This is a genomic window from Adlercreutzia sp. St.1H8 (assembly GCF_059728655.1).
Genome location: NZ_AP039376.1, coordinates 792,769 through 811,270 on the forward strand (window position 1 = coordinate 792,769; position 18,502 = coordinate 811,270).

Here is an 18,502-nt window from a genome sequence, read left to right on the forward strand (position 1 = left end):
CCGGGGCTGTCGGCCGCGCGCCAGGCGAGGGCGCCAGCCGCGGATGCGGCAGGTGTCGGGTCTGGGGCCGCGGGGGTCCTGCGGGGAATGGCGCGATGCCATCCGTATTCTAGCGCGTGCGGGATTATAATTCGTCACCATGGAGACTCGAACGGGAAAACTCATCATCGTGCCCACGCCCCTGGGCAACCTGGGCGACATGACCGACCGTGCCCGCGCCGCCTTGGCCGAAGCCGACGTCGTCTGCGCCGAGGACACGCGTGTGACCGGTCGGCTGCTGGCTGCCTTCGGCATCGAGAAGCGGCTCGAGCGGCTCGACGAGGCGCTCGTGGGCGTGCGGGCGACGGCGATCGCCGAGCGCGTTCTCGCCGGTCAGGTGGTGGCCTACTGCTCCGATGCCGGCATGCCCGGCGTGTCCGACCCCGGCTTGCGCCTGGTGGCCGCCGCCCGGGAGGCCGACGCGCCGGTGGAAGTGCTGCCTGGCCCTACGGCGGCGGCTACCGCCTACGTGGCGAGCGGCACGGTGAACCCGCGCTTCTACTTCGGCGGCTTCTTCCCGCGCAAGGCGGCGGAGCAGCGCGCCTGCCTGGAGGCGTTGCGGGGCCTCGATGCGGCGCTCGTCTTCTACGAGAGCCCAAACCGCCTGGTCAGCGCATTGGAGACGGTGGCGGGGATACTGCCGCTGCGTACGGTGGCGGTCTGCCGTGAGCTGACGAAGCTGCACGAAGAGGTGCTGCGCGGCCCAGCGGCCGAAGTGCGCGACGCGTTCGCGGCCCGTGCGGCCGAGCCTGGCGGCATCCGCGGGGAAATCGTGCTCGTCATCGACGGGCCCAGCGAGCCCGAGATCGCTGCGGGCGCCGAGGCTGCCGCCGCGACGGCAGCTGATCGTGCGGCCGATCTGGCTTCCGAGGGCCTGCGCACGAAGGACATCGCCAAACGCCTGTGTGCCGAGTGCGGCGTTTCCCGCAACGAGGCCTACGACCTGGCGATGGCCGCCGCCAAGGCCCGCCCATGACGCGTGCGCCCGGCAGGATGCCGGAGGGGTGCACGCGGGCTGATGGGGAGCCGGCGCGCGCGGCCGCGTTGGCCGCCTCGCGCAGCAGGGCGCGGACGGCGACCGAGGCGCAGCTACTCGTGGTGGATGGCCTGGAGGTGTGGGTCACCCGCAAGCGCGTGAAGAACGTGAACCTGCGCGTGCGCGCTGCCGACGGCCGCGTCGCCGTGTCGGCGCCGCCGCGTACGTCGGACGCGTTCATCTGCGCCTTCGTGCGCGAGAAGCGCGGCTGGATAGAGCGCCAGCGCCAGGCGGTCGCCGCCTCGCCACGCGCCCAGGCCGCCGCGGCCAGCCCGGCGGAGGTCGCCCAGTGGCGCGCCGTCGTCGAGGCCTGCGTGCCGGCGCTCATCGAGGCATGGGAGCCCATCATGGGCGTGCGCGCTGGCAAGGTGGTCTACCGCAACATGACGAGCCGCTGGGGGAGCTGCCAGCCGTCCACCGGGCGCATCTGCATCAACGTGCGGCTGGCGCTCTACCCGCCTGAGTGCCTGGAGTACGTGGTGGTCCATGAGCTCTGTCACCTCATCGAGCGCGGACACGGCCCTCGCTTCCAAGCCGCCATGGATCGCCTCATGCCCGACTGGCGCGCCCGCCGCGCCAAGCTCCGCTAGCCGCCGGCCGCCTGTCAGACACCGTGAGACGCGGATGGTGCCGGCCCCGCCACCGCGCCGGTCGCGAGACGCAGGCCGCGCGGGTTCCGCCGTGCATGGTGACGCCCCTGCCGCCTGCCTGCCGGACACCACGAGACGCGGAGTAGGCGGCCTCATCAATCGCCCGCCGCGAGACGCAGGCCGTACCGGCTGGACGCCGCGAGGTGCGGATCGTGCCGGCCCCGCCAGCCGCCCGCCCGGGGCTGCTGGCCGTCTGCCGCCTACTGGCCGCCGTGCCGGCCCCGCCACCGCGCCGGTCGCGAGACGCGGATGGTTCCGGCCCCGCCACCGTGCCGGTCGCGAGACGCGGATCGCGCGGGTTCCGCCAGCCGTCCGCCGAACACCGCGAGACGCAGGTCGTGCCGGCTGGATGCCGCGAGGCGCGGATCGCGTCGGCTGTCGCCGCGCACTGTGCCGGCTCCGCCAGCTGCCCGTCGCGATGCGCGATATGCGCGGGTTCCGCCAGTCGTCCGCCGGGCGCGAGTGTTTCACGTGAAACACTCGTTCTTGTCGGTCTCCTCGGGTATCGCTCAAATGTTTCACGTGAAACATCGGTTCGTTGGCGAAAACGCGTTATTCCGACGCAGCGCTGTGTTTCCCTTGTGATGGCGTCGATTATTCCTCATTTCGTTGGTAAACTGGGGAATAAGTAATCACTTTGAGTATCAAACTATTTCCGCGAGGGCGCGAGGGCGCGAGGGCGTCGATGCGACGAGTGAGGGATGCGTGGGCGGCGCGCCAGCGGATGGCGGTCGCAGCGCGGCGAGGCTGCCGGGCGGCAAGGCGCCCGGCGCAGCAAGGGAGGGGGCGCCATGGCGCGCTATGCTATCGTGACGGAGACGGGTGGGGACATTCCCGCAGAGCATGTGGAGCGCTATGGCCTGGAGCTGGCGCCCATGCACGTGACGTTCGGCGAGAAGAGCTTCGACGACGGCGCGTTCCCCGTGAGCGACATCTTCGACCACTACCGCGCCACCGGCGATCTGCCGCGTACGAGCGGCTGCACCCCGCAGGACTTCGCGGACACCTTCGCCCGCGTGGACGCGCGCGACCCCGAGGCCACCATCCTCTACCTGGCATATTCCGCGTGCACGACGTGCTCCTTCGAGTCGGCGCGCATGGCCGCCGAGGGCCGCGACAACGTGGTGGCCATCGACACCAAGTCCGTGACGGCCGGCTTGTTCCTGGTGGTCACCAACACGGCGCGTTTCCTCGAGGAGCATCCGGATGCCGAGGTGGACGAGGTGAGGGCGTTCGTCGACAGCCAGGTGGCGCGCTCGCGCATGGCGTTCATCCCCGGCGGCCTCGAGTTCCTGCGCGCGGGCGGCCGCCTGAGCAACGGGGCGTACCTGGGCGCGCAGCTGCTGCGCATCAAGCCGGTCATCGAGATCCTGGACGGCAAGCTCGTCGCCACCAAGAAGCTGCGCGGCTCCATGGAGAAGGCGGTGCTGGCGCTGGTTGGCGATTTCATCACGCGCGAGCCGCTCGATCGCTCCCGCGTGGCGCTCATTCGCAACGAGGGGCTCGACGAGGCGCTCCAGCGCCAGGTGGTGGAGAAGCTTCGCGATGCCGGCTTCCAGGAGATCGAGTGGATCGACACGGGCGGCGTCATCTCCTCGCATTGCGGCCCCGGCTCCTTCGGCATCGCCTCGCTGGCCGCCGAGTAGGGGAGGCCCCCGCGTTCTCCTAGCCTGGTGGAACGCCTTGTGGACTCCTTGTGGGTGATTCGACCGCTTCCCCGGGTGCCGAGGCGGTCTTTCGGTGTGAAATGTTTCACGTGAAACATTCGTTCTCGTAAAAACGACGACGCGGCTGATTTGCGTCGTCGTTTTACGCTGGGTCGCCCTCTTTTCTCCACGACCGTACGAGTGTTTCACGTGAAACACTCGTACGAGCCAATCGCCGCGCGTGCGACAGCGTGCCCGCCGCGCCTTGGGCGTCTCCGCGTTGCGCCCCGTCCCTCTCGCGACCGCGCATCTCGCACGCTGCGCTCGTCTCGCGCACCTGCGCCGCACTCGCGCACGCCGCGGCCTCCGCGCGTCGGGTCATGGTCTCGCGCACCTCGCACGCTGCGCGGCCTCCGGCGCCCTCTGCGCATCACGCAGTTCTGCGCTTGTGCTGCCCGGTTCCGCATCTTTGCGTCGTGCGCCCTGCGCTTCCTAGGCATCGCCCCGCAGTCCGACGCGCCTCCGCGCGTCCCCGCGCGCGCCCGTGGGCCGCACCCGCACCTCCTCGCGCCCATGGGTCGCACCCGCACCCCCGGGCTCGCGCCGAAGGCGTCTGCGGTGCTGCCGTGGGCCGCACCCGCATCCCCGTGCCCCCGCGTCCGCCGCCCGGCACCTGGCACCCGCCGCGCCCGTAGGCCGCACGCGCACCCTCGCGCTTGCTACCGCAGCTCGTCGTCGGCGGCCTCTGCGAGGGTGATGCCGGCCAGGTAGTCGCGGATGGCCTGCTCGAGGCCGCCCCAGATGCGCTGTGAGAGACAGCCGTCCCGTCGCTCGCAGGAGAAGACGCCGCTCATGCAGTCGAGCAGCTCCAGGCCATCCTCGCTGGCGGACACGACGTCGGCTAGCGTGATGTTCTCGGGCGCGCGAGCCAGCTCGTAGCCGCCCTGGTAGCCGCGCGTGACGCGCAGCAGCCCTGCGCCCGTGAGGGGCGCCACCACCTGCTCGAGGTACTTCTTCGAGATGCCCTGGCGCTCGGCCACGTCTTTGAGGGCCACGCAGCCCTCGCCGTGATGCTGCGCCAGGTCGATCATGAACCGCATTCCGTAGCGGGTCTTCGTCGATATCTTCATCGGATGCTCCTCCGTCGTGCTTCTTCTTGAATCCTACGGTAACGAGGGGATTTTCTGTCGCTGAAAACAAAATCCACTAAAACGCTTGACATTGATTGGCGCCAGTATATATTAAAGTCCAGTAAACTACTAGACAATAGTCACGAGGACAGAGACATGAAGCAGATCTACCTGGACAACGCCTCTACCACCCCGGTTCGCCCGGAGGTGCTCGAGGCCATGCTGCCGTACTTCTCCGAGGACTTCGGCAACCCCTCGTCGCTCTACCCGGCTGGGCAGCGCGCCTCCGACGCCGTGGCCGCGGCCCGCGCCACGCTCGCCGGGCTCATCGGCGCGAAGCCGGCGGAAGTGTACTTCACGAGCGGCGGCTCCGAGGCCGACAACTGGGCCCTCAAGGGATTCGCCCGCGCCAACGCCTCGCGCGGACGCCACCTCATCACGAGCGCCATCGAGCACCATGCGGTGCTGCACACCTGCCAGGCGCTCGAGAAGGAGGGCTTCGAGGTCACCTACCTGCCTGTCGACGGTGACGGCCTGGTGGACCCGGCCGCCTTCGAGGCCGCCATTCGCCCCGACACCATCCTCGCCTCCATCATGTTCGCCAACAACGAGATCGGCACCATCGAGCCCATCGCCGAGCTGGCGGCCATCGCGCATGCGCACGACGTCGTGTTCCACACCGATGCCGTGCAGGCCTTCGGCCACGAGGACATCGACGTGCGCGCCCTGGGCATCGACCTTCTGAGCGCATCGGCTCACAAGCTGAACGGCCCCAAGGGCGTCGGCATGCTCTACGCGCGCAAGGGGCTGCGCCTGGCCAACCTCATCGACGGCGGACAGCAGGAGCGCGGGCGCCGCGCTACCACCGAGAACGTGCCCGGCATCGTGGGCTTCGCCAAGGCCGCCGAGCTGGCCTGCGTCGAGGCTGCCGACGAGCGCGCCCGTCAGACGGCCCTCCGCGACCACGCCATCGGGCGTATCCTCGCCGAGATCCCCCACGCGCGCCTCAACGGCAGCGCTACGAGCCGCCTGTCTAACAACGTCAACTTCTCCTTCGAGTTCATCGAGGGCGAGGGGATGCTCCTGCAGCTGGCCGCGCGCGGCATCTGCGTGTCGTCGGGCAGCGCCTGCACCTCCGGCTCGCTCGACCCGAGCCACGTGCTCTTAGCTATCGGCTTGCCGCATGAGATAGCCCACGGCTCGCTGCGCATGACGCTCGGCCGCGAGACCACGCGCGAGGACGTCGACTTCGCCATCGACGCGCTCAAGCAGACGCTCGACAACCTGCGGATGATGAGCCCGCTGTACGAGGACTACCAGCGCGGCAACGTCGAATCGGTCATCGAGCGGATGGCCGCCTAACCTTCCCAGCTAGCGAAAGAGAGGCCCTCATGGCTATGAACTACTCCGAGGCGGTCATGGACCACTTCACCAACCCGCGCAACGTCGGCGAGATCGAGAACGCCAGCGGCTGCGGCACCGTGGGCAACGCGGTGTGCGGCGACATCATGCGCATCTACCTGGACATCGACGGCGACAGCGTCATCCGCGACGCCAAGTTCAAGACCTTCGGCTGCGGCGCGGCCATCGCCACCAGCTCCATGGCCACCGAGCTGGTCAAGGGCAAGACGATCCAGCAGGCGCTCGAGGTTACCAACAAGGCGGTCATGGAGGCTCTCGACGGCCTGCCGCCGGTGAAGGTGCACTGCTCGCTTTTGGCCGAGGAGGCCATTCATGCGGCGCTGTGGGACTACGCCGAGAAGCACAACCTGGTGATCGAGGGGCTCGAGAAGCCTGTGAGCGACATCGGCGAGCACGACCACAACGCCGTCGAGCTGGTCGAGGACGAGGACGAGCTGTAGCACTAAGCGGTCCTCGTCGCGGACGGGCTCCGTCCGCCCCACGGCTCGCGTGCCTTTCCCATCGGGGCCCCGCCACGTGCGGGGCCCCTGTGCGTCGGCGCGATTTTACCCAAGTCTTACAAAACCCTCGCCTGCGCCTTACCCACGGCGCCTATCCTGCTCGCGTAACGAGAGAACCCAAGACGCAGGGAAGGAAGCCTGATGAACGAGGTGCTGACGGTAGGACTGGGGCTGCTGGGCGGCCTGGCCATCTTCCTCTACGGCATGAACGCCATGAGCTCCAACCTTCAGGAGGTGGCAGGCGACAGGATGCGCGCCATCCTGGGCGCGGTGACGCGCAACCCGGTGATGGGCGTGCTCGCCGGCGCGCTGGCTACGGCCGTGCTGCAGAGCTCGTCGGCCACCACGGTCATGACCATCGGCTTCGTGAGCGCCGGCCTCATGCGGCTGCCGCAGGCCATCCCCATCATCATGGGCGCCAACATCGGCACCACCATCACGGCGCAGATCATCGCGTTCAAGCTGTCCGACTACGTGCTGGCCTTCGTGTTCGCCGGCTTCGTCGTGATGTCGCTGGCGAAGGAGGAGCGCACCCGCGCCATCGGGCGGGCGGTGTTCGGCTTCGGCCTGCTGTTCCTCGGCATCGACACCATGGGCGACGCGATGAAGCCGCTCGCAGCAAGCCCCGTGTTCACCCAGCTCATCGGCGAGGTCGCGCATATTCCCGTGCTGGGTGTGGTGGTGGGAACGCTCATGACGCTCATCGTACAGAGCTCGAGCGCCACCATCGCGGTGCTGCAGAACTTCGCGTCGCAGCCGGGGCCTGACGGCGTGACGAGCGTCATCGGGCTTGAGGGCGCCATCCCCATCCTGCTCGGCGACAACCTGGGCACCACCATCACGGCGCTGCTCGCCGCAGTGGGCCAGTCGCGTGACGCCAAGCGCGTGGCGCTGTCGCACTGCCTGTTCAACCTGTCGGGGTGCCTGCTGTTCGTGGGGCTGGTGGGGCCGTTCTCCGCCTTCGTCGCGATGATCCCGCCCACCGGCCCGGAGCTCGAGGTGATCGCGCGCCAGATCGCCAACGCGCACACCTGCTTCAACGTGGTCATGACGCTCATCTGGCTGCCGCTCGTCTCGCTCATGGTGCGCCTGGTGATGGCGATCCTGCCTGACGACCCGCGTCGCCCCCGCGTCCGCCGCTGGGGGAGCGCGCCGGGCGCGTCCGGTTCCGACGCCGCTCCCGCGTAGGGGGCGGCGGCCTAGCGCCTGTGGGCGCGCGGGCACCGCACGGGCGGCTGGCGGTGCGGCCAGCGGCTGCGTGGCCGCGCTGACGGAGATCGCCGATGCAGCCGATAGCTCGGGTGGCTGCACCGGAGCCGGCCGTGCGAGGAAAATGCCCCGAATCTGCCAAGAAACGAGGTTGTGCGTCGTTTCTGGCCGGTGGCGACGGGCGCATTATCGACGAGTGCGTGTTTCGTTTGCGTTTGCCCCGGAAAAGGCCGCGGCTCACTTTGCGACAGGAGAATTGGCGCTTGTCGGTGGGCGCACAACCTCGCTTTTGGCGGATTCGGGACGCAAACGCCGCGCGCGGGTGCCGTGCGCTGTCTAACGCGGGGCCTCGACGCGTCTTCGCTGCCAGAAAAAGTCGCTGCGGTGGCACTCTTTGGCACTTTGGTACGGTCTGGCGAGCCCGCAGCGTGCAGCCTGGCGGGGATCGTCGGCGTTTCCCCAGGTGACAATTTCCGCGGGGCCTCAGCGTGGCGCTCGACGAGGCGCACAGGCGTACCGAAGTGCCAAAGAGTGCCAATTTCGCGCGAAAGAGTGGCTGCGGCCCCTTTGGCGTGGGATTCTGCCACGCCCTGCAGTGCGTCAGCGCACGACGGCGCCGAAGGGGAGCAGCGAGAGCTTGGCCATCTTGAACAGCTGGATTCCCGGCGGCAGCCCGATGATGGTGACGCAGAACAGGGCGCCTCCCACGGCGTAGGCCAGCGCCATCGGGATTCCCGCCAGCAGGGCCCAGACGATGTTGGCGACAAGCGAGGGCGCCCCGCCCCCGTACTCGACGGTCTTGCCAAAGGGCGCCAGCGTGAGCGCCGCCATCTTGAACGCCTGCCGCCCCAGCGGAATCCCGATGATCGACACGTAGAACAGTACGCCTGCCACGCACCACCAGAGGGCGGTGAAGATGCCGCCCAGTACGATCCAGATGATATTGGCAATGGTGCTCATAGCTCCCCGCTCTCGGCTCGCCTTTCTATGCTAGGATGATTATAGCGGCTTCTTTTATGAAGCCATCAGAAGCGCTGGGGGAAGGGGAGAGGCATGGCGCGAAAGCGTGCCGGGAGCAGTCTGAAGTCGTTCGTCGGGGGCGTCGTTGTGGGGCTTGTCGTCGGGGCCGTCGTCGTGACCCTCCTCTTCACCTACAATCCTCCCGACCAGCGCGAAGGCGACGAGGTGGACGCGGCCATCCTGATGGAGGAGATCGCGCAGATCAGCGAGCTCGCCACGGCCGAGCAGTCGTATACCGTCGCCGAGAAGGTGTCGAGCAGCAACACGCTCTTCGACCTGGTTGACATCCCCTTCACGGAGAAGTTCTTCATCCTCACGTACACGGGGAGCGTCAAGGCGGGTGTCAACTTGGACGACGCGTCCATCGCAGTCGAGGGCGCGACGGTGCGCGTGACGCTGCCGCCGGCGCAGATCCTCTCCGACGCCATCGACACGGAGAGCTTCAAGACGCTCCACGAGCAGGAGGGCCTCTTCAACCCCCTCCACGTGGATGACGTCACCCAGTACCTCGACAAGACGCGCCAGGAGGCCGAGGCCGCCGCGCTTGCTGGCGACGTGCTCGCCGAGGCTCAGGCAAACGCCGAGGAATCCGTGCGAGCCCTCCTCGGCGCCGCCCTCCCCGAGGGCTACGCCATCGAGTTCGAGACCGAGGGGACAGCGGAGTAGGATTCTCGCTGACAGCTAAGGCGCCATGGTGGCTAAACAGGCGGTATCGACCGGCGAAGGAAAGCGAGAGAGGAGCCGAAGTGGCGGAAGAGGAGGCAGGGGGACAGGCCGTCGAGACGCTTCAGATGGTGATAGCCTCGGCAGCGCAGATCCCGGGAGTGAAGATCAGCCGCGAGAAGTACCTTGCCAGTGCGTTGCGGGGGAAGTTCTCCCCGGAGGTTGTCGCCTTGGCGATAGCGTCGTCTCCGGCGGCCGCTGGTATCTCTCCGGATGAGCTGAGTCCCATCGCGGACGCCTCTATTCGCTACGAGGCGACCAAGGTGACGGCCTTGTCCGCGGTGGCGGGCCTTCCAGGCGGGTTGGCGGCGGCGGGAACCGTGCCCGCTGATTTGGCTCAGTACTTCGCCCACGTAATCCGGATAAGCCAGAAGCTCGCGTATCTCTACGGGTGGGAGAATATCTTCGAGGGAACCGCCGAGGAGCTAGATGACGAGGCCAAGAGCCTCCTGATCCTCTTCATGGGGGTTATGTTCGGCGCGAACGGGGCGGCCGATGCGGTGGCGAAGATCGCGCAAAACGCCGCTGGGGCCGCGCAGAAGCAGATCGCGCAGAAGGCGCTGACCAAGGGAGTCGTCTATCCGGTGGTGAAGAAGGTTTCGGGGTACCTTGGGGTTAAGATGACCAAGGATATCTTTGCAAAGGGGGTCTCCAAGGTCATTCCCCTCATAGGCGGCGTGATATCGGGGAGCATCACCCTAGCGACGTATGCGCCTATGTGCCTGAAGCTGAAGGGCTATCTGGCGGAGTTGGAGATGGCCAATCCCCGGGCGTTCGTGGTGGAGGTGGCGCCTTGCGAAGGCGGGGGCGACTGCGAAAGGTAACCCTCACCCTTGCTGCAGGTACCCCGTGAGGTGGGGGATCGCTATGGCCACCCGGCCGCGTTCGGGGGCGGCTATCACGCCGGCGTCGAGGAGGCGCTTGCGGTACTTCTGGGCGTAGTCAGGGGTGACGCCCATGCGCTTGGCGACGGCGGACATCCGCGCCCGTCCGCCCTCGGCGGCGACGGCACGCAGGAAGGCGACGTCCTGATCGGAGAGGCTCGCCAGGGTGGTCTCGCAGATGTCGTTCTCGAAGTCGCGCCGTGCTGATTCGAGCGCTGATTCCAGCGCGCCTTCATCGACGGTGCCGTCGTCGGCCGCGTAGAGGACCAGGTTGTGGCCGACGAGCTGCAGGAGATAGGGAGAGCCCTCGGTTGCCTCGGAGGCTCGGCGGCGCAGGTCGTCTCCCGCGGCCAGCCCCAGCGTCCTGAAAGCTCGCAGGAAGAAGGCGTCCACCTCGGAGAACCCGAGGGGTTCAAGCGTGACCTTGCGCGCGCGGTTCAGGAAGGTGAGCACGCGGTCGTTGAGCGTGGCGGACACCGCTCCGGGCAGTCCGGCCATCACGAGCGCGATGTTCTGGCCCTCGCCCACGAGCTCCTGGTAGGTGGCGATGAGGGAGCGCACCTCGGGCGAGTTGGCTTGAAGCTCGTCGACGAGGACGAGCACGCCGCGGTCTTTCTCCGTCAGACGGCGACAAAGGTGCGTGAGCTTGTAGGCATCGCTTTTCGTCTCCTGTACGTCTCGGGTGAACTGAAGCCCGGCGGAGAACCCGAGCGCGCCCACGCTACCGCCGGTCACGCGGGCTGATCGCTCGCTCACGTAGCGGCTGCCAGCGTCCTGGATCTTCTCGACGATGCGACCGACCATGCCCTCGGCGGCGATGGTCGGCGTCGCGACGACGAATCCTGCCGCGGTCGCCTGGTCGGCCAGCTCCCAGAGCAGGACCGTCTTGCCCGACCCTCGTTGGCCCAGCATGACAACTGCCCGCTCGCGGCTGCCCGGCGTGGTCTGCAGCCCCGCGAGCAGGCTCGACAAGACGTCCTCGCGACCGACTAGCTGCGAGGGCCGGTTGCCGAACGACGGCGAGAAGATGGTGTCCTGGCGCATGGCTCGTTCCTTTCCTTTTTTTCCCATTTTTTCCTTTTTTTCCTCTTTTGTAAAGAATGGGGAGTGACGGGGGCGGCTTGACCAGTGTCGTAGATTGGCGCTGAAGTGCACAGAATTTGCGAGTTTGCGACTTTTAGGGGGTGTTCTTTCGGGCTTTTGGGGCGGAATAGGGCGGAAATGCCCGGATTTTCGGGGGCAGCGTGCCCCCAAAGTCGTCGATGTGCGCACAAAGTCGTGAATTCTGTGCACTTTGGCGCATATTAGCGTTCCGGCGCGCGCTGACGGGCGTGCCCGGGTGGCGCTGGCGAGCCCCGGTGGCAGGCGCGCGGACGCGCGCATCCGGCGCGCCGGCGGACGCGGTACGCGCGGTACGCGTGCGGTCGCGGCGTTGCGGCGCGCTCCGGCAGGCGGCGCGCGCTGGCGGGCTGCCTGCATCCGGCGCGCAGGCACGCACGGCGGGGTTGGGGCTGGATGCGAACCGGTGGCGCTGGTGAGATGGCGCCGGCGGACGAGGCACGTAGGGGTCGCGTGCGGTCGCGGCGTTGCGTCGCTGGCGGGCTCCGGCGGCAGGCGCGCTGGTACGCGCATCCAGCGCTCGGGCGGGGGCTCGTGGTACAATGAGCGGCTGTATGCAGGCGGGCCGACGTGCGTCATCAGCCGCCGCGCCCCGACACGAGGAGCCGCCCCATGACCAAGGGAACCTACGCGTTCACCACGCCGATCTACTACGTCAACGCCGCGCCGCACCTGGGCACGGCCTACACCACCATCGCCGCCGACACCGTGGCGCGCTACCAGCGTATGAACGGGCGCGAGGTGGCCTTCGTCACCGGCATGGACGAGCACGGCCAGAAGGTGGCCGACGTGGCCGCCGAGCACGGCATGACCCCGCAGGCCTGGTGCGACTCGATGGAGCCGGCCTTCCGCGACGCGTGGGAGATGCTCGGCATCACCTACACCGACTTCGTGCGCACCACCGAGCCGCGCCACGCGCGCACGGTGCAGAAGTTCTGGACCGACCTCTACGACAAGGGCTACCTGTACAAGGGCGCCTATGAGGGTTGGTACTGCGTCCACGAGGAGACCTACTACGCCGAGAGCGACCTGGAGAAGGACGAGGAGGGCACCTTCGTCTGCCCGGACTGCAAGCGTCCCGTGCAGCTGATGGCCTCGGGGGAGGAGAACTGGTTCTTCAAGCTCTCCGAGTTCCAGGAGCCGCTGCTCAAGTTCTACGAGGAGCACCCGGACTTCATCCGCCCCGAGTCGCGCCGCAACGAGATCGTCTCGTTCGTGAGCCGCGGTCTCAAGGACCTCTCCATCAGCCGCTCCACCTTCGACTGGGGCGTGCCGCTGCCCTTTGACGAGGGGCACGTGGCCTACGTGTGGGCCGACGCGCTGCTGGCCTACCTCACGGGCATCGGCTACGCCGATCCCGACCGCCCCGGCGAGTTCGACGCCGCCTGGCCCATGCAGTACCACTTCGTGGGCAAGGACATCATCCGCTTCCACTGCGTCATCTGGCCGGCCATGCTCATGGCAGCCGGGCTGCCCGTGGCCCACACGGTGTTCGGCCACGGTTTTCTGCTCACCAAGGGCGAGAAGATGTCGAAGTCCAAGGGCAACGCCGTCAAGCCGGCCGACCTCGTGCGCGCCTTCGGCGTGGACGCCTACCGCTACTACTTCATGAGCGACGTGCAGTTTGGCCACGACGGGTCCATCTCGCTCGAGCGCATGGTGCAGGTGTACAACAACGAGCTGGCCAACACGTGGGGCAACCTCGTGTCGCGCGTGTTCAACATGACGAAGAAGTACTTCGACGCGCTCGTGCCCGCGGTGCCGGCGTCGCTGGCGAGCGCCGAGAACCCGCTGCGCGACGAGGCCGCAGGGCTCTACGCGGCCTACGACGCGGCCATGGAGCAGGTGGACTTCACCGCCGCCGCGGCGGCTGCCCAGCGCCTGGCCGCCCGCGCCAACCGCTACATCGAGGAGACCGAGCCCTTCAAGCTGGCCAAGGACCCGGAGCGCGCTGACGAGCTGGCCTTCGTCATGTACAACCTGCTCGAGGCCATCCGCATCCTGGCGCTGTACTTCGCGCCCTTCGCGCCGTCCACGTCGGCCGAGGTGTTCCGTCGCCTGAACCTGGGCGACATCGCCCAGGTGGACGATATCGAGGCGGCCACCGCCTGGGGCCAGCTGCCCGCCGGCAACCTGGTGGAGACGGGCGATCCGCTGTTCCCGCGCCTGGACGCCGACGAGATCGACCTGGAGATGGAGTAGCCCGCGCGGCCGGCGCGAGCGAAGGTGAGCGGACGGGAAGGAGCCGCCATGGAAAGGGAAGCCGAGCCGCTGTTCAGGGACGGGCTGTTCCGGAAGAAGAAGCGCAACGGGGAATGGGAGGTGGTGGCCTCGCCGATCATCTACACGCCCATCGCGGACTCGCACGCGCACCTGCAGATGCTGCCCGACCCGCCGCTGTCACTGGCGCGCGCGGCCCTGCACAAGGTGGAGTTCGTCGAGACCATCGTGGATGTGTGGGAGGACGGCGCGGAGACCTTCGAGCGCCTGGACGACTGGGCGTTCAAGGCGGCCATCGAGATCCGCACCATCGGCCGCCACTGTTGAGGCGTGCCCATCCCGCGCGTGCCGCGGGTTCGGATTGCCGTGGGGTGCCATCCCCATAACGCCCAGCACTACGACGACGCGCTCGAGGCCGTGCTGCGCGAGCGCCTCCATGACGCCCGCGTGAGCGCGCTCGGCGAGGTGGGGCTCGACTACCACTACGACCTCTCGCCGCGCGAGGCGCAGCGCGAGGCCTTCCGCCGTCAGATCCGCCTGGCGAAGGAGGCCGGCCTGCCGGTGGTGCTCCATATGCGCGAGGCGCATGACGACGGGTTCGCCCTCCTCTCTGAGGAGGGCTTCCCGGAGGCGGGCACGCTGCTGCATTGCTTCAACCTTGATGCCGCCGAGCTCGCGCGCTGGGTGGACGCCGGCTGCTTCATCGCCTTCGGCGGGCCGTTCACGTTCAAGAAGGCGGAGGAGGTGCGCGAGGCGGCCAAGCTGGTGCCGGCCGACCGGCTGCTCACCGAGACCGATGCGCCCTACATGACGCCCGAGCCCCTGCGCGGCACCACCTGCGGTCCCGAGCACGTCGCGTTCACGGCGGCCAAGCTGGCCGACGTGCGCGGCTTCGAGGATCTGCGTACCCCCGCGCGCGGGGAGTTCCTGCGCCAGACCTACCTGAACGCGCTCGGGTTGCTCGACCGTGAGCCCACCGCCTGGCAGCGCGGCGAGGGATAGGGAAGGCGCGCCGGAGGGCGCCCCTGACGAAGAGCGGGCCCCGCTGCCTTCTGGCCGCGGGGCCCGCGTCGTGTTCTGGCGGAGATGTGTGCGAATCGAACACACCCGAGACGTTCTGCGCGCCTCACAACGGCTTTGAAGGCCGCGGGAGCCACCAGGCCCCATCCATCTCCGTGAAGGGGCGGCCTGGTGAGAAGCCGCCCGCAGTGATGGACATGATACCTGATGCGCGCGCGAAGGGAAGGGGAAACTTCGCGTCGCGACGAGGTTGTTTCCCGTGCGCTTGCGATGGCGGCCCGGGGTGCGGGGCGCAGGTGCCATCGCGGGAACGCGGATGCCTGCGGCGTCGGGCTTGCTCGGCCGCTGCAGGCGAGCAAGCCCGACGCGTCCTACCGCTCGACGAGCACGCGGAGGTCGCCCTCGCGGCGGGTGAGGCCGGTGGCGTCGAAGAGCTCGAGCAGGGGCATCGCGTACTTGCGGCTCACGCCCATGGCGTCCTTCAGGTCGGCGGCGGTGGCCGGGCCGTTCGCGCGGATGACGCCTGCCACTACCTCGCGCAGGCCCGCCACCACCTGGGCGTCGTAGAAACGCTCGGAGTCGATGCGCACGGCGCGCCCGTCGCGTTCGAGGGCCGCCGCGGCCTTGCGGGCCTGGGCGGGCGCCATCCCCGAGCTCGCGCAGAACTCGGGGAGGGTGGGCGGCGCGGCACCGGCCGCGGCGAGCGCGGCGGACAGCTGGTCGGCTGCCGCGGCCTCGGCCATGCGCGCGCCGGCGCCGGCCTTGGGGTGGCTCACCTCGCCGGCTGCGCTCACCACGGCACCGCGCCGGGCGGCCTCGCCGAGCAGCGCGTCGAAGACGGCCGGCGCGGCCTGGGGCGCCGCCGCCTGGCGCAGCGTGTCCTTCGCCATGCCCGTGGCCTGGGGATTCGCGCTGTGGAAGTCCATGAGCGCCCGCTCCATGCCCGCGACGAGGCGCTGGATGAGGGCGGGACGGGCGTAGAGCGGCTCGCGCGCGGCCAGCATGGCCACGGCGCCCTCGTCGGCTAGGCGCGCGAGGGCCTCCTCGGCCAGCGCCGGGCCGAGGCCGGTGGCGGCCGCCACCTGGGAGAGCGTCTCGGGCAGAGCGGCCAGCCCCAGGTGCGCGCCGACGGCGCCGTCCACGTCGCCGGACTCGAGCGCGCCGAGCAGCACGCGCTCCTCGTCCTGGAGGTTGGTGCGCCGCCGCGGGTGCGCCGTGAGCACCGTGCCGCCGCCGATGACGTGGACGGGGGAGTAGGAGCGCACGACGAACCGGTCGCGGTAGGCCACGGGCAGCGGCTCCTCCAGGCGCAGCTGGGCGAGCGCCCGCCCGCCGGGGGCCAGGGCCTCCAGGCCGTCCATGAACAGCACGCGCCCGAGCACCTCGCGCGTGCCGTGGGCCACGTGCACCCGCGCGCCGCTCTTGAGGGGCTTGCCCAGTGAGAAGGGGTCGCGGTAGGAGAACTCGGCGTCGAACCGGTCGGTCGCCTCGCAGGAGCCGGGGGCGGCCAGGAAGTCGCCGGGGCGCACCTCGTCGGTGGAGAGCCCCGCCAGGCTCACGGCCACGCGGTTGCCGGCGGCCGCCTCGTCCACGGCCCGTCCGTGGGTCTGCACGCTGCGCACGCGGGTGGCGGTGCCGGCCGGCAGCACGGTGAGGGCGTCTCCCTCGGAGAGCGTCCCGCTCCAGAGCGTGCCGGTGGCCACGGTGCCGAAGCCCTTGACGGTGAACACGCGATCCACCGGCATGCGCGCCGGGCCGTCGAGCTTGGTGCGCTGGGCTGCGGCGGCGGCCGCGTCGAGGACGCTCCGCAGCTCATCGAGGCCCTCGCCCGTGCGGCTCGACACGCCGACGATGGGCGCGCCGGCGTAGGGGCTCGCCTCCAGGCGCGCCGCCACCTCGTCGGCCACGAACGCGCGCCACTCCTCGTCCACCAGGTCGATCTTGGTGAGCGCCACCACGAGGCTGCGCACGCCGAGCAGCTCGAGCACGGCCAGGTGCTCGACGGTCTGGGGCATCACGCCGTCGTCGGCCGCGATGGCCAGCAGCGCCACGTCCACGCCGGTGGCGCCGGCCACCATCGAGCGCACGAACCGCTCGTGGCCGGGCACGTCCACCACGCCGAGCGCGCGCCCGCTCGGCAGCGTGAGCTGCGCGAAGCCCAGCTCGATGGTGATGCCGCGACGCTTCTCCTCGGCCAGCCGGTCGGGGTCGGTGCCGGTGAGGGCCTGCACGAGGGAGGACTTGCCGTGGTCGATGTGCCCGGCGGTCCCCAGGATGAGGGAGGGCTGCGCGCTCATCGGGCCACCTCCCCGCCTCGCGCCGCGCCGCGCGCGCCCAGCGCCTCGGCCACGGCCTCCGCCACGAGCGGAAGCTCGTCGTCGGCCAGGGTGCGCGCGTCGAAGAGCAGCTGCCCCTGGCGGATGCGCCCCACCACCGGCACGGCGGCGCGGCGGATGAGGTGCTCCTCGCAGCGCTGGGCCCCGTCCTCGGCGCGGAAGGAGAGCGCCGCCGCCGACGAGGGGATGTCGAGCAGCGGGAGCGTGCCGCCGCCCACGCAGCTGGCCTCGTCCACTACCGATACCGCGCCCGCGTCGCCTGCGACCTCCGCGAGCATCCCCGCCAGGCGCTCGGCGCGCTCGCGCACCGTCTCGGCGGGCTCGGAGAGCAGGGCGAGCGTGGGGATCTCCGCCAGCGCGCGCTCGGGCTCCAGGTACAGGCGCAGGGTGGCCTCGAGTGCGGCGAGCGTCATCTTGTCCAGGCGCAGCGCGCGCACCATCGGGTTGGCCTTGAGCCGGGCGATGAGCGCGCGCCGGCCGATGACGATACCCGCCTGCGGGCCGCCGAGCAGCTTGTCGCCCGAGAAGGACACGAGGTCGCAGCCTTGGGCGAGCGCCTCGCCGGCGGTGGGCTCGGCCTGCGACCCGAGGGCCGGCGGCCGTATGAGCGCGCCGGAGCCCAGATCCTCGTAGACGATAATGCCGGGCGCCGCGGGGTCGACCGCGCGCCGCGCCTCCACGGCGGCGTCGGCGATGCCGCGCATCTGGCTGGCCTCCACCGTCTCGGTGAAGCCCACCACGCGGTAGTTGGAGGTGTGCACCTTGAGCAGCATGGCCGTGTCGGGGCTGATGGCGCGCTCGTAGTCGGCCGGGTGGGTCTTGTTGGTGGTGCCCACGCCCACCATCACGGCGCCGGAGAGCGCCATGATGTCGGGAATGCGGAACGACCCGCCTATCTCCACCAGCTCGCCGCGCGACACCACGGCCTCGTGCCCGGCGGCGAACTCGCTCAGCACGAGCATGACGGCGGCGGCGTTGTTGTTGACGGCGATGGCCGCCTCGGCGCCGGTGAGCGCGCAGAGCAGCTTCTCGCAGTGGCTGTGGCGGCTGCCGCGGGCCATGGCGTCGGTGTCGTACTCGAGCGTGGAGTAACGCCGCGCGGCCTCTTCGACGGCGCGCACCGCGGGCTCGGCCAGGCAGCTGCGGCCCAGGTTGGTGTGGATGATGACGCCGGTGGCGTTGACCACCCGGCGCAGCGACGGGCGCATGAAGCGCACGAGCAGCGCGCGGGCCTCGTCGGCCAGGGCGTCTGCCGCCGGCGCGGCCTCCTCCCCGGCAAGGACGCGCGCCCGCGCCGCGGCCAGCGCCTCGCGCACGGCGCCGACCACCTGGTCGCGCGGAGCCTGCTCGAGGGCGGACGCGAGGGCGGGCAGGCAGAGCATCTGGTCGACGCTCGGCAGCGCCCGCAGGCGCTCGTTCAGGGGATTGTTTTCTGGCATGGTGCCTCTTCTCGTCGGAGATGCGGTTGCAGATGGGGCTCGTGCGCATTCTAGCACGCGCGGCGCCCGCGCAGCGCGCGTTGACCGGGGCGTAGGGGCGCCGTCATCG

General features: G+C 69.6%; 16 protein-coding genes and 1 tRNA gene. 11 read left to right on the forward strand and 6 right to left on the reverse strand.

Annotated elements, in window-relative coordinates:
- Positions 1–139: 139 nt before the first annotated feature.
- The 3 genes from rsmI (at position 140) to AC6I0Y_RS02835 (ending at position 3,371) form a co-directional block, all read left to right on the forward strand.
- Positions 140–1,015 carry a 16S rRNA (cytidine(1402)-2'-O)-methyltransferase gene (gene rsmI / locus AC6I0Y_RS02825; protein ID WP_160710479.1) on the forward strand — a complete coding sequence of 292 codons (876 nt, stop codon included), beginning with the start codon at positions 140–142 and terminating at the stop codon, positions 1,013–1,015.
- Positions 1,012–1,665 (forward strand): M48 family metallopeptidase, encoded by a 654-nt coding sequence (locus tag AC6I0Y_RS02830; protein ID WP_236643538.1) that lies wholly within the window; start codon positions 1,012–1,014, stop codon positions 1,663–1,665. The genes rsmI and AC6I0Y_RS02830 overlap by 4 nt, the downstream gene beginning before the upstream one ends.
- An 851-nt stretch (positions 1,666–2,516) precedes the next feature.
- Positions 2,517–3,371 (forward strand): DegV family protein, encoded by an 855-nt coding sequence (locus AC6I0Y_RS02835; RefSeq protein WP_497732972.1) that lies wholly within the window; start codon positions 2,517–2,519, stop codon positions 3,369–3,371.
- A 719-nt stretch (positions 3,372–4,090) separates the two neighbouring features.
- Here AC6I0Y_RS02835 and AC6I0Y_RS02840 read toward each other — a convergent pair.
- Positions 4,091–4,501 (reverse strand): RrF2 family transcriptional regulator, encoded by a 411-nt coding sequence (locus tag AC6I0Y_RS02840; RefSeq protein ID WP_160710112.1) that lies wholly within the window; start codon positions 4,499–4,501, stop codon positions 4,091–4,093.
- 156 nt (positions 4,502–4,657) lie between these two features.
- Here AC6I0Y_RS02840 and nifS point away from each other — a divergent pair, with 156 nt between their 5' ends.
- From nifS to AC6I0Y_RS02855, 3 genes are all read left to right on the forward strand, one after another.
- Positions 4,658–5,863: a cysteine desulfurase NifS gene (gene nifS, locus AC6I0Y_RS02845; protein ID WP_497732974.1), complete on the forward strand. Its 1,206-nt coding sequence runs from the start codon at positions 4,658–4,660 to the stop codon at positions 5,861–5,863.
- A 29-nt stretch (positions 5,864–5,892) separates the two neighbouring features.
- Positions 5,893–6,363 (forward strand): Fe-S cluster assembly scaffold protein NifU, encoded by a 471-nt coding sequence (gene nifU / locus AC6I0Y_RS02850; RefSeq protein WP_497732976.1) that lies wholly within the window; start codon positions 5,893–5,895, stop codon positions 6,361–6,363.
- A 201-nt stretch (positions 6,364–6,564) separates the two neighbouring features.
- Positions 6,565–7,611, forward strand: a complete 1,047-nt coding sequence (locus tag AC6I0Y_RS02855) for a Na/Pi cotransporter family protein (RefSeq protein ID WP_497732979.1) — start codon at positions 6,565–6,567, stop codon at positions 7,609–7,611.
- 621 nt (positions 7,612–8,232) lie between these two features.
- Here the strand turns inward: AC6I0Y_RS02855 and AC6I0Y_RS02860 are convergent.
- On the reverse strand, positions 8,233–8,592 hold the full coding sequence (locus AC6I0Y_RS02860; RefSeq protein ID WP_160710109.1) for a YccF domain-containing protein: 360 nt from the start codon (positions 8,590–8,592) through the stop codon (positions 8,233–8,235).
- A gap of 93 nt (positions 8,593–8,685) precedes the next feature.
- Here AC6I0Y_RS02860 and AC6I0Y_RS02865 point away from each other — a divergent pair, with 93 nt between their 5' ends.
- Positions 8,686–9,318, forward strand: a complete 633-nt coding sequence (locus AC6I0Y_RS02865; protein ID WP_497732982.1) for a DUF4230 domain-containing protein — start codon at positions 8,686–8,688, stop codon at positions 9,316–9,318.
- 80 nt (positions 9,319–9,398) lie between these two features.
- Positions 9,399–10,199 (forward strand): hypothetical protein, encoded by an 801-nt coding sequence (locus AC6I0Y_RS02870; RefSeq protein ID WP_497732984.1) that lies wholly within the window; start codon positions 9,399–9,401, stop codon positions 10,197–10,199.
- Between the two features lie 3 nt (positions 10,200–10,202).
- Here AC6I0Y_RS02870 and AC6I0Y_RS02875 read toward each other — a convergent pair whose 3' ends face one another.
- On the reverse strand, positions 10,203–11,303 hold the full coding sequence (locus AC6I0Y_RS02875; protein WP_497732987.1) for an ATP-binding protein: 1,101 nt from the start codon (positions 11,301–11,303) through the stop codon (positions 10,203–10,205).
- A 687-nt stretch (positions 11,304–11,990) separates the two neighbouring features.
- On the opposite strand from AC6I0Y_RS02875, the gene metG reads away from it, so the two are divergent.
- From metG to AC6I0Y_RS02890, 3 genes are read left to right on the forward strand one after another with little or no spacing between them, the layout of a single operon-like run.
- Positions 11,991–13,580 (forward strand): methionine--tRNA ligase, encoded by a 1,590-nt coding sequence (gene metG, locus AC6I0Y_RS02880; protein ID WP_497732989.1) that lies wholly within the window; start codon positions 11,991–11,993, stop codon positions 13,578–13,580.
- Between the two features lie 48 nt (positions 13,581–13,628).
- Positions 13,629–13,925, forward strand: coding sequence for a nitrate ABC transporter substrate-binding protein (locus AC6I0Y_RS02885; RefSeq protein ID WP_497732992.1), 297 nt, complete (start codon positions 13,629–13,631; stop codon positions 13,923–13,925).
- A gap of 18 nt (positions 13,926–13,943) precedes the next feature.
- A complete protein-coding gene (locus tag AC6I0Y_RS02890; RefSeq protein WP_497732994.1) occupies positions 13,944–14,600 on the forward strand; it encodes a TatD family hydrolase in 657 nt (218 codons plus the stop codon).
- Between the two features lie 76 nt (positions 14,601–14,676).
- Here AC6I0Y_RS02890 and AC6I0Y_RS02895 read toward each other — a convergent pair.
- From AC6I0Y_RS02895 to selA, 3 genes are all read right to left on the reverse strand, one after another.
- A tRNA-Sec gene (locus AC6I0Y_RS02895) sits at positions 14,677–14,773 on the reverse strand.
- Between the two features lie 216 nt (positions 14,774–14,989).
- The gene (gene selB, locus AC6I0Y_RS02900) at positions 14,990–16,915 is read right to left on the reverse strand and encodes a selenocysteine-specific translation elongation factor (RefSeq protein WP_497732996.1); all 1,926 of its coding nucleotides are present in this window, start codon (positions 16,913–16,915) and stop codon (positions 14,990–14,992) included.
- The gene (gene selA / locus AC6I0Y_RS02905; RefSeq protein WP_160710215.1) at positions 16,912–18,393 is read right to left on the reverse strand and encodes an L-seryl-tRNA(Sec) selenium transferase; all 1,482 of its coding nucleotides are present in this window, start codon (positions 18,391–18,393) and stop codon (positions 16,912–16,914) included. The genes selB and selA overlap by 4 nt, the downstream gene beginning before the upstream one ends.
- Positions 18,394–18,502 lie beyond the last annotated feature (109 nt).

What these genes read in the sequence shown, in the direction of transcription:
- metG (WP_497732989.1), top strand. Translation starts at nt 11,991, where the DNA reads ATGACCAAGGGAACCTACGCGTTCACCACGCCGATCTACTACGTCAAC.
- selA (WP_160710215.1), bottom strand. Translation starts at nt 18,393, where the DNA reads ATGCCAGAAAACAATCCCCTGAACGAGCGCCTGCGGGCGCTGCCGAGC.
- AC6I0Y_RS02860 (WP_160710109.1), bottom strand. Translation starts at nt 8,592, where the DNA reads ATGAGCACCATTGCCAATATCATCTGGATCGTACTGGGCGGCATCTTC.
- selB (WP_497732996.1), bottom strand. Translation starts at nt 16,915, where the DNA reads ATGAGCGCGCAGCCCTCCCTCATCCTGGGGACCGCCGGGCACATCGAC.
- AC6I0Y_RS02865 (WP_497732982.1), top strand. Translation starts at nt 8,686, where the DNA reads ATGGCGCGAAAGCGTGCCGGGAGCAGTCTGAAGTCGTTCGTCGGGGGC.
- AC6I0Y_RS02875 (WP_497732987.1), bottom strand. Translation starts at nt 11,303, where the DNA reads ATGCGCCAGGACACCATCTTCTCGCCGTCGTTCGGCAACCGGCCCTCG.
- AC6I0Y_RS02855 (WP_497732979.1), top strand. Translation starts at nt 6,565, where the DNA reads ATGAACGAGGTGCTGACGGTAGGACTGGGGCTGCTGGGCGGCCTGGCC.
- nifU (WP_497732976.1), top strand. Translation starts at nt 5,893, where the DNA reads ATGGCTATGAACTACTCCGAGGCGGTCATGGACCACTTCACCAACCCG.
- rsmI (WP_160710479.1), top strand. Translation starts at nt 140, where the DNA reads ATGGAGACTCGAACGGGAAAACTCATCATCGTGCCCACGCCCCTGGGC.
- nifS (WP_497732974.1), top strand. Translation starts at nt 4,658, where the DNA reads ATGAAGCAGATCTACCTGGACAACGCCTCTACCACCCCGGTTCGCCCG.
- AC6I0Y_RS02830 (WP_236643538.1), top strand. Translation starts at nt 1,012, where the DNA reads ATGACGCGTGCGCCCGGCAGGATGCCGGAGGGGTGCACGCGGGCTGAT.
- AC6I0Y_RS02885 (WP_497732992.1), top strand. Translation starts at nt 13,629, where the DNA reads ATGGAAAGGGAAGCCGAGCCGCTGTTCAGGGACGGGCTGTTCCGGAAG.
- AC6I0Y_RS02835 (WP_497732972.1), top strand. Translation starts at nt 2,517, where the DNA reads ATGGCGCGCTATGCTATCGTGACGGAGACGGGTGGGGACATTCCCGCA.
- AC6I0Y_RS02840 (WP_160710112.1), bottom strand. Translation starts at nt 4,501, where the DNA reads ATGAAGATATCGACGAAGACCCGCTACGGAATGCGGTTCATGATCGAC.